Annotated in this window: 13 protein-coding genes and 1 pseudogene; 5 read left to right on the plus strand and 9 right to left on the minus strand. The window is 68.8% G+C overall.

Annotation, left to right across the window (positions count from 1 at the left end; translation table 11 throughout):
* Positions 1–89 precede the first annotated feature (89 nt).
* The 3 genes from AC5Y7E_RS23990 to ricR form a co-directional block, all read right to left on the minus strand.
* Complete coding sequence (locus AC5Y7E_RS23990) at positions 90–1,133, minus strand: L,D-transpeptidase (RefSeq protein WP_499917717.1); 1,044 nt, start codon at positions 1,131–1,133, stop codon at positions 90–92.
* A 118-nt stretch (positions 1,134–1,251) separates the two neighbouring features.
* A complete protein-coding gene (locus tag AC5Y7E_RS23995; protein ID WP_499917716.1) occupies positions 1,252–2,484 on the minus strand; it encodes an MFS transporter in 1,233 nt (410 codons plus the stop codon).
* Positions 2,485–2,618: 134 nt separating this feature from the next.
* Positions 2,619–2,909 carry a copper-sensing transcriptional repressor RicR gene (ricR, locus tag AC5Y7E_RS24000; protein ID WP_112634682.1) on the minus strand — a complete coding sequence of 97 codons (291 nt, stop codon included), beginning with the start codon at positions 2,907–2,909 and terminating at the stop codon, positions 2,619–2,621.
* Between the two features lie 69 nt (positions 2,910–2,978).
* Here ricR and ilvD point away from each other — a divergent pair, with 69 nt between their 5' ends.
* A complete protein-coding gene (gene ilvD, locus AC5Y7E_RS24005; RefSeq protein WP_499917715.1) occupies positions 2,979–4,694 on the plus strand; it encodes a dihydroxy-acid dehydratase in 1,716 nt (571 codons plus the stop codon).
* A gap of 69 nt (positions 4,695–4,763) precedes the next feature.
* Here the strand turns inward: ilvD and AC5Y7E_RS24010 are convergent, their stop codons facing one another.
* Positions 4,764–5,204 (minus strand): SPW repeat protein, encoded by a 441-nt coding sequence (locus AC5Y7E_RS24010; protein WP_499917714.1) that lies wholly within the window; start codon positions 5,202–5,204, stop codon positions 4,764–4,766.
* A gap of 160 nt (positions 5,205–5,364) precedes the next feature.
* Here AC5Y7E_RS24010 and AC5Y7E_RS24015 point away from each other — a divergent pair, with 160 nt between their 5' ends.
* Positions 5,365–6,354: a nitronate monooxygenase gene (locus AC5Y7E_RS24015; protein WP_499917713.1), complete on the plus strand. Its 990-nt coding sequence runs from the start codon at positions 5,365–5,367 to the stop codon at positions 6,352–6,354.
* Here the strand turns inward: AC5Y7E_RS24015 and AC5Y7E_RS24020 are convergent.
* A complete protein-coding gene (locus tag AC5Y7E_RS24020) occupies positions 6,351–7,004 on the minus strand; it encodes an O-methyltransferase (RefSeq protein ID WP_499917712.1) in 654 nt (217 codons plus the stop codon). The two genes, AC5Y7E_RS24015 and AC5Y7E_RS24020, sit on opposite strands and share 4 nt — an antisense overlap.
* Before the next feature lie 158 nt (positions 7,005–7,162).
* On the opposite strand from AC5Y7E_RS24020, the gene mymT reads away from it, so the two are divergent.
* Entirely contained in the window at positions 7,163–7,309 is a 147-nt protein-coding gene (gene mymT, locus AC5Y7E_RS24025) for a copper-binding metallothionein MymT (protein WP_067124138.1), read from the plus strand.
* A 42-nt stretch (positions 7,310–7,351) separates the two neighbouring features.
* Here mymT and AC5Y7E_RS24030 read toward each other — a convergent pair whose 3' ends face one another.
* The 4 genes from AC5Y7E_RS24030 to AC5Y7E_RS24045 are packed head-to-tail and all read right to left on the minus strand — an operon-like array spanning position 7,352 to position 11,561.
* Positions 7,352–9,427: a beta-glucosidase gene (locus AC5Y7E_RS24030; protein WP_499918223.1), complete on the minus strand. Its 2,076-nt coding sequence runs from the start codon at positions 9,425–9,427 to the stop codon at positions 7,352–7,354.
* Between the two features lie 44 nt (positions 9,428–9,471).
* A complete protein-coding gene (locus AC5Y7E_RS24035) occupies positions 9,472–9,984 on the minus strand; it encodes a TIGR04338 family metallohydrolase (protein ID WP_499917711.1) in 513 nt (170 codons plus the stop codon).
* On the minus strand, positions 9,981–10,730 hold the full coding sequence (locus AC5Y7E_RS24040; protein WP_499917710.1) for a DUF2786 domain-containing protein: 750 nt from the start codon (positions 10,728–10,730) through the stop codon (positions 9,981–9,983). Before AC5Y7E_RS24040 ends, AC5Y7E_RS24035 begins: the two co-directional genes overlap by 4 nt.
* Positions 10,731–10,766: 36 nt before the next feature.
* Positions 10,767–11,561, minus strand: coding sequence for an alpha/beta hydrolase (locus tag AC5Y7E_RS24045; RefSeq protein ID WP_499918222.1), 795 nt, complete (start codon positions 11,559–11,561; stop codon positions 10,767–10,769).
* On the opposite strand from AC5Y7E_RS24045, the pseudogene AC5Y7E_RS24050 reads away from it, so the two are divergent.
* Positions 11,554–12,688 (plus strand): annotated as a pseudogene (locus AC5Y7E_RS24050) (sigma-70 family RNA polymerase sigma factor). The gene AC5Y7E_RS24045 and the pseudogene AC5Y7E_RS24050 sit on opposite strands and share 8 nt — an antisense overlap.
* Positions 12,689–12,701: 13 nt before the next feature.
* A complete protein-coding gene (locus tag AC5Y7E_RS24055; protein ID WP_499917709.1) occupies positions 12,702–14,111 on the plus strand; it encodes an alpha/beta hydrolase domain-containing protein in 1,410 nt (469 codons plus the stop codon).
* Position 14,112: the final 1 nt, after the last annotated feature.

The following is a 14,112-nucleotide window of genomic DNA, read 5'->3' on the forward strand; positions in this document are numbered from 1 at the left end:
AAAGACCCGCGCACACACGTCCTTAACGCCAAGACGCAAAATCGCCCATTTCCGAGGGAAATGGGCGATTCTGCGCTGTCGCGAAGGGTCTAGTTCATCCAGTCGGCGGAGCCGTCGTTCTTCTTGTACGAGCCGCCGCTGGAGTTCTTCACCACGATGGGATCACCCGGACCGAAGTTGTCGAAGAACCACTTCGCGTTGCTGGGGCTGATGTTGATGCAGCCGTGGCTGACGTCGCGCTTGCCCTGGTCGTCGACCGACCACGGCGCGCTGTGCACGTAGTCGCCGACGTTGTCGAAGCGCACCGCGTCCTCAACCGTCACCTTGTAGCCATACGTCGAGCTCACCGGCACCCCGTAGGTCGAGGAGTCCATCACCACCGAGGCCTTCTTGTCCTGCACGTAGTAGGTGCCGTTGGGGGTCTGGTGGTTGCCCGACGTCATGCCCATCGACATCGGGAAGGTCTTCTCCACGGTGCCGTTGCGGGTGATGGTCAGCTGGTGAGTGGCGTCGTCGGCCGTGGCGATCAGCGTGTCACCGGTCTGGAAGGTGGACACGGTGCCGCCGGCGTCGACGGTCACCGCGGTGTGCGCGGGCCAGAAGTTGATCGGGCGCCAGCGCAGCTGGGTCGGGGTCATCCAGTAGAACTTGCCCGGCACCGGCGGAACCGACGAGACGTGCACGGCGCCGATCGCCGCGTCGGCGTTCTCGACCGTTCCGGGGAAGTTGATGATGATCGGCTGGCCCACACCCACCGTCGAGCCGCTCTTGGGGACGAACGACGGCGGCCCGAACGGCGCCGTGCCGGTGAACGGCGTGGCGTTCTGCCCCTCGGCCGACGTCGCTGCGGGCTGGGCGTTGGGCGGAGCCCACGGCGCCGGCGGCGCCAGCGGGTTGGGCGGCGGCGGGGCCGCCAGCGGGTCAGCCGGAGGCGGGGGCGCCAACGGATCGGGCGGCGGGGGCGGCCCGGGCGGAGCGGCGACGGCACCCGGGTCAGCGGGTGCCGGGTCCGGATCCGCCGATGCGGGAGCCGCACTCAGCACCAGCGCCAAGCCCACGACGGACGCCAAACCGGTTGTGCTCAGAGCGGCGAAAAGGCCCTTCCTCGTCCCGGCCCTCGTCCAGCCTGACATACGCATTACCTCCACTCGGTGTTCTCGACACAGTGTGGCATAGCAGCCACGCCAGCTACCGTCACCGACGGATTGCCGCGACACTAAAGGAGTGCGTTCACGCACTTGACCTGCGCGGCTATGAATCGGGTGAGCTTGTCGGAGCAACGTCCAGCATCCGCCGGTTGGCCGCGATGCCGGCCAGCGCGACGGCCATCAGCGCTGCCGAAGCCGTCAGCATCATCGTGACGCTGCGCTCGTACAGCAGGCCGCCGACCAGTGAGCCGGCCATGATGCCGACCTGGAACGCGGTGACGTAGAACCCCGACGCCCCGTCGGGGTCGTCGGCCCCGTTGCGCATCGCGGCGGATTGCATCATCGGCGAGACCGCGGTGGCCATCGCCCCCCACAGCACGATGGCGGCGGTTCCGATCAGCGCTGTGGCCACGCCGGCCCGGCCACCGAACGCCAGCCCGGTCAGCGCCACGAAGGCCGCCGTCAACCCCGTCATGCACAGGATGACGGCGCTCTTGGGCCGGTGATCCAGCGGCCGCGCCACCAGCGGCAACGACAGCAAACCGGCCAGCCCGTAGGCGGCCAGCACGAAGGCCAGGTTGGGCCCCCGCACGCCGAGGACGTTGCGGATGATCTCGACGATGAACGTGTAGGACACGAAGTGGCCGGTGACCGCGATCATCGCCAGCACGCTCACCAGAATCAGCCGGGGGTTGCGGTGGTGTCGTGACCTGGGGCCGACGTGGGCGAGCTGGTCCTCGGTGAGCACCATCTCCGGCAGCATCAGCCGGGCGGCGAGCGTGACGGCGGCGGCCGCGACGGTGACGCACACGACGGCCAGGCGCCACCCCCACATCAGGCTCAAGGCCGCGGTGAGCGGGCTCCCCACCACCAGCGCGAGGCTGGTACCGACGTAGATCGACATGGTGGCCCGCCCGGCATGGCTCGGCGGCACGAGCCGGGTCGCGATCGGTGCGATGACCGCCCACAGCAGGCCGTGGGTGATCGCGCAGAGCACCCGCCCGGTGGCCAGCACCGCAAAATTAGGCGCCAGTGCCGAGATCGCCTGCGAGGCCGTCAGGCAGGTCAGGCTGAGCATGAGCGCGCGCCGCCGCGGCCAGTGCGCGGTCCAGCGCACCAGCGGAAACGTCGTCAGGGCCGCCACGAAGGCATACCAGGTCAACAGCGTTCCCACCGCGAACAAACTGACGTGCAGGTCGCGAGCGATGGCCGGCAGCGCGCCCACCGGCAGAATCTCGGCGGTGACGTAGGTGAAGGCCGCGGCCGCCAGCACAGCCAACTGAGCCGCGATCCGTGGGGTCCACGTTCGCGCGGCAGCGTTGATTTCGGCAGTCATGGCTTCTGTATCGGCCGGACTACCCACTTCCTGGGTTGTCGCGCCTAATGCGATCACACTGCCTTACCGTACGGACCGCAACTACGCCTCCCCCCGCATCAGGGCCGTAGCGAAGGTCTCAACTGCATCACCGATCAAGAACGAACCAACCGCGCGATCGCGGCGGACGCCTCGTCGAGCTTGGCTTGGGCATCGTCGCCGCCCTCGGCGACGGCGCGGGTGACGCAGTGGTTCAGGTGCTCGTCGAGCAGGTTCAGGGCGACCGACCGCAGCGCGCTGTTGACGGCGCTCACCTGGGTGAGCACGTCGATGCAGTACTTGTCTTCCTCGATCATCCGGGCGATGCCACGCACCTGGCCCTCGATGCGTCGCAGCCGCTTCGCGTAGTTGTCCTTCTGCTGCGAATACCCGTGGTCGTTCGTCACCCCGCCAGCTTATACCCCGTTGGGGTATCCCCCGGTCAGCTGGCCACGGCGTTCCCGCATACTTGAGCGATGCCCCCCACCACCGATTCGGCCCCCGCCGCCGACATCAAGCCGCGTAGTCGTGACGTCACCGACGGCCTGGAGAAGGCCGCCGCCCGGGGCATGCTGCGGGCCGTAGGCATGGGAGACGAAGACTTCGCCAAGCCGCAGATCGGGGTGGCGTCGTCCTGGAACGAGATCACCCCGTGCAACCTCTCCCTGGACCGGCTCGCCAAGGCGGTCAAGGAGGGCGTGTTCTCCGCCGGTGGCTACCCGCTGGAATTCGGCACCATCTCGGTGTCCGACGGCATCTCGATGGGCCACGAAGGCATGCACTTCTCGCTGGTCTCCCGCGAGGTGATCGCCGACAGCGTCGAGACGGTGATGCAGGCCGAGCGGCTCGACGGGTCGGTGCTGCTGGCCGGATGCGACAAGTCGCTGCCCGGGATGCTGATGGCCGCCGCACGACTCGACCTGGCCTCGGTGTTCCTCTACGCGGGGTCCATCCTGCCCGGGGTTGCCAAGCTGTCCGACGGCAGCGAGCGCGAGGTCACCATCATCGACGCGTTCGAGGCGGTCGGCGCCTGCGCCCGGGGCCTGATGCCCCGCGAGGACGTCGATGCCATCGAGCGCGCGATCTGTCCCGGTGAGGGTGCGTGCGGCGGCATGTACACCGCCAACACGATGGCCAGCGCCGCCGAGGCGCTCGGGATGTCGCTGCCGGGCAGCGCGGCGCCACCGGCGACCGACCGCCGCCGCGACGGGTTCGCGCGGCGCAGCGGTGCGGCCGTCGTCGAGCTGCTGCGGCGCGGCATCACCGCCCGCGACATCCTCACCAAGGAGGCCTTCGAAAACGCGATCGCGGTGGTGATGGCGTTCGGCGGCTCGACGAACGCGGTGCTGCACCTGCTCGCCATCGCCCACGAGGCCGGCGTCGAGCTCTCGCTCGACGATTTCAGCCGGATCGGGTCGAAGGTTCCGCACCTGGCCGACGTCAAGCCCTTCGGCCGCCACGTCATGTCCCACGTCGACCACATCGGCGGCGTGCCGGTCGTGATGAAGGCGCTGCTCGACGCCGGTCTGCTGCGCGGCGACTGCCTGACGGTGACGGGCGCGACGGTTGCCGAGAACCTGGCCGAGATCGCGCCGCCCGACCCGGACGGCAAGGTGCTTCGCGCCCTGAGCAATCCCATTCACCCGACCGGCGGGATCACCATCCTGCGCGGATCGCTGGCGCCCGAGGGGGCGGTGGTGAAGTCGGCCGGTTTCGATTCCGACGTGTTCGAGGGCACCGCAAGGGTTTTCGACGGCGAGCGGGCCGCGCTGGACGCTTTGGAGGACGGCACCATCACCAAGGGTGACGCCGTGGTGATCCGCTACGAGGGCCCCAAGGGCGGGCCCGGCATGCGCGAAATGCTGGCCATCACCGGCGCCATCAAGGGTGCGGGTCTGGGCAAGGACGTGCTGCTGCTGACCGACGGCCGGTTCTCGGGCGGGACCACCGGCCTGTGCGTCGGACATATCGCGCCCGAGGCGGTCGACGCCGGACCGATCGCCTTCCTGCAAGACGGCGACCGCATCCGCCTGGATGTGGCCAACCACGTGCTCGACGTGCTGACCGATCCTGCCGAATTCGAGTCGCGCCGAAAGGATTTCACGCCGCCGGAGCCCCGCTACAAGACCGGGGTGCTGGCCAAGTACGTGAAGCTGGTCAGCTCGGCCGCGATCGGCGCGGTCTGCGGCTGATCGCCGCCCCGGGCCGTAAGGTTCGGCCCGGGGCAGGCGAACCGCCTTGCGGTCTAGCGAAGTTCGCGACTACGCGCGCGTGTCCGCCGCGCGAGTGCGCATGCCGAAGTAGGTCGCGTTGAGGCCCAAGAACGTCAACAACGCGCCCGCAACGACATTCGACCAGACCATGCCGGCGCTCAGCGTGACGCCCGGCAGGATCCAGGTCGAGACGATGACCCAACCGCCCAGAACCGGCATCGTCCAGGTCATGCCGTGCGCGCGATCCAGCGCGGTCGCGAACCCGTAGGCCAAGAACGCCGCCGCGATCCCCGCGATCAGGTCGGACGTGGTGAGCGATGCCGTGGCGTTGAATCCGACGATCCACGGCGACGCGGCCACATACAGGCCCGTCAGCAGGGCCAGTCCGAACGTGACATGCGCGCTCATCGACTCGGCGACGCGCTCATAGCGCGCACGCAGAGCCAACAAATCGGGATGGTGATCGATTGATGAATGGACTGTACTCATTTTGTGACCTTTCTGTTATGCAGCAAGCCTTTTGAGCCCAACTGCACCCATCCATCTGGCGTCAAGATTACGCCGGCGCACCATGGCCAGCAACGAAAAGCGGCGCCCGACTGGGCCGCTCCGCGGGGTCGTATCGATAAGGCGCGTAGCGTCTTAGGGCATGGATATCGTCGACCGGCTGCGCCTCGATGTACCAGTCGGGCAGGCCGGCATGGGCGGCGGACTGGCGGGCCCGGCGCTGGCGGGCGCGGTCGCCCGGGCGGGCGGGCTCGGCACGCTGGGCATCGACACGCCCCGCCGGCTACGAACGTCGATCGAACAGGTGCGCGCGCAGGCGCCTGACCGCGCCGTGGCGGTAAACCTGTTGCTGCCCTTCGTTCATCGTCGTCACGTCGCGGTCTGCGTCGACGCCGGCGTGGACGCCGTCGTCCTGGCGTTCGGCGACAAGCGTGGGCTCGTCGCGCACCTGCGCGATGCCGGGGTCTTCGTCTTCGTGATGGTAGGCACCGAGGCGCAAGCGCGTGCCGCGATAGCCGGCGGCGCCGATGGTTTGATCGCTCAGGGACGCGAGGCCGGAGGGCATCTCGTGGGCACGATGGCGGCACTTGATTTTTTACCGCACGCCCTCGCCGTGTCCGCCAACCGCCCGGTCTTCGTGGCCGGTGGCATCGCCACCGGCGCCGACACCCGCGCCGCGCTGGATGCCGGCGCCAGCGGTGTCATCGCCGGCACACGATTCCTGTTGACGCACGAAGCCAACGCGAACCGCGAGTACCAGCGGCGAATCCTGCAGGCGGACAGCACGATCGAAACCAACCTGTTCGGGCTGAGCTGGCCGCTGCGCCACCGCGTCGTGCCCAACGCGGCCACCCGGCGGTGGTGCGGCCACGACGGGAAGGCCAAGGCGCTCCCTTCTGCCCTGAACGCGGCCAGCCGCCCGCTGTCGGCTCTGGGTTATTTCGATGCGGGGCCGCTGATGCGCCTGCAGTCGCCCGCCTTCCCGTTCTTCACGCCGCTGGCGCCGGTGGCGGGCGTGCCCGACTCCTGGTTGGACAGCGCGGCTTTGTACGCGGGCGAAACCGCTTTGCGGATAGGCGAACTCACCTCCGCCGAGCAGGCCGTCGCCGACCTCACCCCGCGCTACACCTAGCGCACCAACGCGAGCGCGAAGCCGTCCCAAGGCTTGGCGCCCACCGTCTGGATCACCGCGGTGTCCAGCCGCGGATCCTCGCCCATCGCCTGCAGCGTTCGCCGGACAGCCTGCGCCTGGGCGTTGGATTCCGGGTCGAGGATCTGTCCCTGCCGAATCACGTTGTCCGCCACGATGACCGCGCCGGGACGGGCCAGTCGCACCGACCACTCCAGGTAGGCGGGGTAGTTCTCCTTGTCGGCGTCGATGAAGATCAGATCGAAGGGACCGGTCACCGTCGGCAGCGTGTCCAGCGCGGCCCCGACGACCACCTCCACCCGATCGGCGAGGCCGGCCCGCTCGAGGTTGGCCCGCGCCACCTCGGCGTGCTTGGGCTCGTATTCCAGCGTCACCACCCGGCCCTGCGGGCCGGCGCCGCGCGCCAGCCAGATGGTGCTGAAACCGCCGAGCGTGCCGAGCTCGAGGATGCTGCGCGCGCCGGTGGCACCGGCGAGCAGGCTCAGGAACTTTCCCTGCTGGACCGATACCGCAATCGGGGGCAATCCGGCCGCACTGCTGGCCTCCAGGGCGGCGCTCAAGGACGGATCGTCCTGCACCACCGTGCTGTCCAGAAATGCGTCGACGTCTTCGGGGGTTGGTTTCTCGGTCATTTCGCCCACGCTAGCCGCGCCCGACCGGGTTGGCACGGCAAGCCGGACCGGTATCGGACCGGTGGTGGCCGTTTACGACATACCCTCGGGGGGTATATAGTGAGGGTGCGGTCGACCCGCACCGCACGAGTCACCACAACGAGAAAAGGGTGAGTTACATGGCAACTTACGAGGCCGGGACCGAATTGACCTGCGGCCACGAAGGCTGCGGCTGTCGCGTCCGCATCGAGGTCCCCTGCCACTGCTCGGGTTCGGGTGAGCCCTACCGCTGCACGTGCGGCGACGCGCTGACCCCCGTCAAGTAGTCCGTCGGGCCGGTCGTGCGTTCGGGTGTGTGCCCGTGTGATTCACCGCCCGAACGTACGGCCGGTCACCTCGACCGTGGCTTCCAGCCGCATCGCTATCGCCGACGCACCCACCGCCGCCGTATAGGCGCCCGGGCTAATCCGCCAGCTTTTGGCGCCGCCGTCGTAGCGGGCGAGCAGGCGCGGGTCCGCCTCGATACTCACCCGGTGGGTCGCCCCGGGCTCGAGCTCCACCCGCGCGAATCCCAGCAGCCGCAAGCACGGTTCACCGGCGGCGGCCGTCAGGTAGAGCTGGGCAACGTCCGTCCCGGCGCGGTCGCCGACGTTGACGACGGTGAAGCTGGCACGGATCGTTTCGCCGCCGCTGGCCACCAGGTCGTGGTAGTCAAACCTGGTGTAGGACAACCCATGACCGAAGGCGAACATCGGCTGGTGGCCTCGCGTGGCAAACCAGCGATAACCGACGTCGGCGCCCTCGAAGTATTCGATGGTGCTCGCCTTCCCCCACGGTTCGCCGGGGTCGGGCAACTGCGGGCGCGGCGTCTGGTCGAGGTCCACCGGAAAGGTGATCGGCAGCCGGCCCGAAGGATTCACCCGGCCGGTGAGGACCTCGGCGATGGCCTGGGCGCCGGCCTGGCCCGGAAACCACGCCTGCACAACGGCGTTCACCGTCTCGCGCCAGGGCATGCTCACCGGATTGCCGGTCTGCAGCACCACGACGGTGTCGGGGTTGGCCGCCGACACCGCGGTGATCAGTTCGTCTTGGCCCCACGGCAGCGACAGGTCGGCGATGTCGAAGCCTTCACCCTCCGCGCGGACCGCGAACACGATCGCGATGTCGGCCCTGTGCGCCGCGCGCACCGCCTCGGCGGGACTGATGCCCGGGTCGAATTCGATCTGCGCGTGTGGCAACTGTTTTCGTAGCTCTTCCAGCGGACTCGGTGGCAGCAGGTACAGATTGCGCATACCGGCCTCCAGGCCCGTGCCGCCGATGGGCACCACGGCCGCGTACCCACCTCGCGGCAGAACGGTGCTGGAACCGTATCCGGCCGGCACACCCAGGTGCGCATATCCCCCGATGACGGCGATACGCACACTCGACCCGGGCTCCAACGGCAACAGCCCCCGGTTCGTCAGGAGCACCGTTCCCTGCCGGGCGATGTTCAGCGCGATCTCGTTGTGCGCGGCCAGGTCCGGTGGCGGCGCCGGCTCGGCATTGTCGACACCGACGGCGAACATGGACCGCAGGATCCGGCGAACCATGTCCGACAATCGCTCCTTTGTCAGCCGCCCGTCGGCGTACGCGTCGCGCAGCGGCGCACCGAAGGACTCGGCCTGCCGCAACAGCGTGTCGATCTGGGCGCCACACTCCTGATCGAGGCCGGCCAGGGCGCACCGCCAGCTCGGCGTGGCACCCCAATCCGACATCACCCACCCCGGGTAGCCCCAGGCATCCTTCAGGACCTCGTTGATCAAGACGGAGTTCGCCGCGGCGTAATCACCGTTGATCTTGTTGTAGGCGGTCATCACGGCGCCGGGTTGCGCGCGCTCGATCGCCAATTCGAAGGCCAGCAAGTCGGATTCGCGGTGGGCATCGGGATGGATGACCGCGTCCAGGAAGTGCCGGTTGGTTTCGTTGCAGTTCAACGAGTAGTGCTTGACCGTCGAGATCACGCCTTGGCGCTGGATGCCGTCGATCGACTCGGCGGCCATCGTGGCGGTCAAAAGCGGGTCCTCGGAATGATATTCGAAGTTGCGGCCGTTGCGCGGGTCGCGGGCCAGGTTCATCGCACCGGCCAGTTGCACGTTGAACCCGCGGCTGCGCGCTTCGCGGCCGATCAGTTCACCCGCGGCCCGGGCCAGTGACGGATTGAAGCTGGCGGCCAGCGCCAGACCGGCGGGCAGCGCAGTGGCCGTGTCGCCCGGGCGGAAACCCGGGTTGGTGATGCCCAGGCCGGCGTCGCTCATCAGCAACGCCGACACACCCAGGCGCGGGATGCCCGGCACGTATCCCGCACTCATCGGCGTGTCCGCGGGGATCCGCTCGTCGCGGACCGGCCACATCTCGCCGGCCCCCAGCACCGACACCAGCAGCCCGAACCGCTCGTCGTCGGTCATCCGGGCCTCGACGTCGCGGGCCCGCGCGTCGGGATCGGCCTGGCTCACCGCACGCCCTCTTTGGCGTAGACCACGCGCAGCACGTGCCCCAGTTCCGGTCCCATCACCAGCTCCGTCAACTCGCAGATCGTCGCAACGAACTCGGGGCCGTGCGGCGGCTCGGCCTGGCACAAATGATGCGCCACTTCGTGCAGCATCACCAGCTCGCGCAGCGCCCAGTCGGCGGTGTCGCGATCGGGAACCGCGATAATGCCTGTGCCCTCACGGTTTTCGTAGTGCGCGGCGCTGGCGGCGCGCCGTTGCCGCACCCGCAGGGTCGACGCGGCCGGCCACCGTTGCCGCACCGCCGGAAGCGCCAGCACGTCATCCACATAGCGCTGCGCGGAGGCCACCGAACCGAATCGCGCCTCCGGCGGCAGCGTCAACTGCGTGCCGAAGAAGTCCACCACCGGTGAGCCGTGCTGGGCGGCACGGTCGAACAGCGTCCGGACGAACTCCTCGGCCGCATAGACCTTGGAGCGTTGAGAATCCCGCCGCGGGGAGTCCCCCGCGGTCACCCGCTCAACGCGCTCCGCGCCCCGGGAAGCTCGGGACTGTTGCCGAGCCGCGCTCGCTTGCCGGCCCGGTCCCCGGCGCGCCGCGCCGCCGACGAATACCCCGCCGATGCCCGGGCGGCCTGCCAGGTGCCGCGCGCCTTCGACGCGCCGCGGTAGTAGTCCACCAGCTCGACCTCCTTGTCCCGCAACGCAATAGCGGTGCCCGGCGCCCGGCTGCGATCTTTGGTGGCTTCCCGCCGGGCCTGGTCGCGGGCCTCGGTCAGCCGCTGGCCGACGCGCGCCCCGAACGCCAGCTGGAAGTTGAGCCGGGCGGTGATCGTCGGCGTGGGACGGTGCGCACCCGAGGCCAGGTAGGCGTCCGACGCGCGGACCATCTGTACGACCAGGCTGGCGTACAGGGCGTGGCTGGCGTCGATGTCCTCGACGAACCCGTAGGCATAAACGAACGTCGAATTCGACGCCACGTCGCATCGCACATCGTTGGCCGCGGCGATGAGCACGAACAGCTGTACATACGTGCGTAACCCCTTGGTGCCGGCGGCCCCGATGGTGATGGTGCGCTGCGTCGGTGCCTGCGCCGCCGACCGCTGGGCGGAATGGGAGCGCGCCACCGCGAGGTCGATGGAAGCGGCCGTCGCGAGCCGCTGCGCGGCGGACATGAACGCGTCGGCTTCGTGGGTGTTGTCGGTGCCCTCGGCCTGACGCAGCAGCGCGGCGATGCGCGCCAGCATCTTGTCGTCAGTCATGGCGCCAAAATACTGGAGCCCGCCGACACGCCCGTCTCACAGGCGCGCGGTGATCCAGGAGACCACGTCATCAAGCACCTGCTGGCGCTCGGGCTCGTTGAAAACCTCGTGGTAGAGCCCCGGATACACCTTCAACTCGACGTCGGTGGACCCCACGCACTCGACGAGGCGCCGGCTGCCCGCGACCGAAATCAGCCGGTCCTGCTCCCCGTGCACCACCAGCAATGGCGCCGTCAGGGCCGGCGCCCGCCGCGGCATGGTCTCGCCGACCAGCAACAACGCGCGGCCGATGCCGGCCGGCACCTTGCCGTGATACACCAGCGGGTCTTCTTTGTAGGCCGCCACCACCGCGGGGTCCCGGGAGATGGCGTCGACGTCGAGTTCCTGCGCCGGCAGCCCGGGCATGACGACCCCGAGCACCTTGGCGGCCAACCCCAGCAGCGGCGAGACCTGGTCCTGGGCCGCGACCGCGGGCCCTGAGAGCACCATCAGGTCGTAGTTGTCCGGGCGTTCGACGCCGTAAGCGAAGACGATTCCGCCGCCCATGCTGTGCCCCAGCACGACGCACTTGAGGCCATGGTGTTCCCGGGTGGCGATGCCGACCAGGGTGTCGAAGTCGGAGGTGTACTCATGGATGTCGCGCACCAGCACCCGCTTGCCGCCGGAGCGGCCGTGCCCGCGATGGTCCAGCGCGTAGGTGACCAGGCCGGCCTCGCCGAAGCGCTGTGCGACGTGGTCGTAGCGCCGGGCGTATTCGCCCAGACCGTGGGAGAGCACCACGACGGCTCGCGGGGCGGTGTCGGGCGTCCAGACGTCGTAGACGATGCGCACACCGCCGAAGCCGTCGAAACTGCGTTCGGTGCGGTTCACTCGGAGGTCCTCGTCATTACCGGCAGCGTAGTGGCTGTTGATTCGGGCCGGATGGCCCGACACTGCGTAGGCTCATGCGGATGAGCCTTCTCGCGCAAAACTCTGAAGGTGACCCGGTGACCGGCGAGGGTTTCTCGGAGCACGCCGAACCCTATCGACGCGAACTGCTGGCCCACTGCTACCGAATGACCGGGTCGCTACACGACGCCGAGGACCTGGTGCAAGAGACCCTGCTCCGGGCCTGGAAGGCCTACGACCGTTTCGAAGGCAAGTCCTCGATGCGGACGTGGTTACATCGCATCGCCACCAACACCTGCCTGACCGCGCTGGAGGGACGCCAGCGCAGGCCGCTGCCGGTGGGCCTGGGCGGTCCGAGCTCGGACCCGACAGCCGAGCTGGTGGAGCGGCGTGAGGTGCCGTGGCTGGAGCCGCTGCCGGAGTTGACCGAGCATCCGGCCGACCCTTCGGTCGTCGTCGGGTCGCGGGAGTCCGTGCGGTTGGCGTTTGTCGCTGCGCTGCAATACCTTCCGCCACGGCAGCGGGCGGTGCTGCTGCTGCGCGACGTGCTGCAGTGGCGCTCCGCGGAGGTCGCCGATGCGGTCGGGACCACCACCACCGCCGTGAACAGCCTGCTGCAGCGGGCCAGGTCTCAGCTCGAGGAGGTGGGGCCCAGCACCGAAGACCAACTGGTGCAACCGGATTCGGCCGAAGCGCAGGACCTGCTGGCACGCTACATCGCCGCGTTCGAAACCTACGACATCGACCGGCTGGTCGACCTGTTCACCGCCGAGGCGATCTGGGAGATGCCGCCGTACACCGGTTGGTATCAGGGGGCGGGGGCCATCGTCACCCTCATTCATCAGCAGTGCCCGGCCGAGGGCAGCGGGGACATGCGCATGCTGCCGCTGATCGCCAACGGCCAGCCCGCCGCGGCCATGTACATGCGCGACGGCGAGGCGCACATGCCCTTTCAGCTGCAGGTGCTGGATGTGCGGGGCGGCAAGGTGTCCCACGTGGTGGCCTTCCTCGACGACACGTTGTTCACGAAATTCGGCCTGCCCAGTTCGCTTCCCGCGGAACGGCATTGAGAAGGACGGCGCCATGACGCACACGACCCAGGTGACCCCCACCCCGGGCAAGCCGGCGCTGCTGCTGAGCGCCTTCGACCTGGCCGACGTCGGGTACTGCGTCGAGGAGTTCCTGGTCGCCGGCACGGCCCGCAGCTACAGCCCGGTGAGCGAGCTGGGTCCCGATGGCCGCTGGGACGTAACACCTTCGGGCTCGGCCGATTTCACCACCCGAATGGTGGTGTTGACGCCGTCCGATCCCGCCCGGTTCAACGGGACGGTGCTGGTCGAATGGCTCAACGTGAGCGGTGGCATCGACGCCGCCGCGGTGTGGATGATGGCGCACCGCGAGATGCTGCGCGCCGGTTACGCCTACGTCGCGGTCTCGGCTCAGCGGGTGGGAGTCGAAGGCGGCGAAAGCCTGCTCGGCACGGACATGTCGTTGAAAAGCCAAGACCCGCAACGGTATGCGACCCTGCACCATCCGGGCGACGCGTTCTCCTACGACATGTTCTCCCAGATCGGCGGGCTCATCAAGGACGGCGAACACGACGCCATCCTGCGCGGGTTGCCCGCCCGGCACGTCATCGCGCTGGGCGAATCCCAGTCCGCGATGTTTCTCACGACCTACGTCAACGCCGTCGACCCGCTGACCCACATCTACGACGGATTCCTGGTGCACTCCCGCTTCGGCCCGGCCGCCCCGCTGGACGGCAGCTCGATCTTCGACGAATCCTCTGCGACACAGCCGGTTATGTTCCGCCCGGAACTGCGTGTCCCGCTGCTGGCGGTGATCACCGAGACGGATGTCTTCGGCGGTCCGCGCGACGGCTACTACTTCGCCAGGCAGCCGGACGGTGAGCGGCTGCGGGTCTGGGAGATCGCCGGCGCCGCACACGCCGACAACTACACGATTCAGGTTGCGTTCATCGACAGCGGCTCGGCACCGCTCGAGACCATCGTGGCGGGCTACGCGCCGACCAACATGTTGATGGGCCAGCGGCTGGCACACAACATCAACTTCGGCCCGCAGCACCACTATGTGGTGCAAGCGGCGGTGGCTGCGCTGAATAACTGGGTCGTCTCCGGCGAACCCGCCCCGAGCGCGGACCCGCTCGAGGTACGCGAAGACGCCGGGCCGCAACCCGTTCCGGATGGCAACGGGCTCGCCCGCGGTGGCATCAGAACCCCATGGGTGGACGTGCCGATCGCCAGGACGTCGGGTCTGGGCGGCGACGAGAGCATCATGTCGTCGATCTTCGGCTCCGGAGAACTGTTCGACGCCAACACGATTCGGCGGCTCTATCCGGATGGCGGCGCGCAGTACCTGGAAGGCTTTACCCCAGCCCTCGACGCGGCGATCGCCGCCGGGTTCATTCTGCCGGCCGACCGCGCCGAAATCCTGCAGCTCGCCGCCGCGACCTTTCCCGACGGCCGGGCTTAGG

Source organism: Mycobacterium sp. NGS17, from assembly GCF_059813205.1.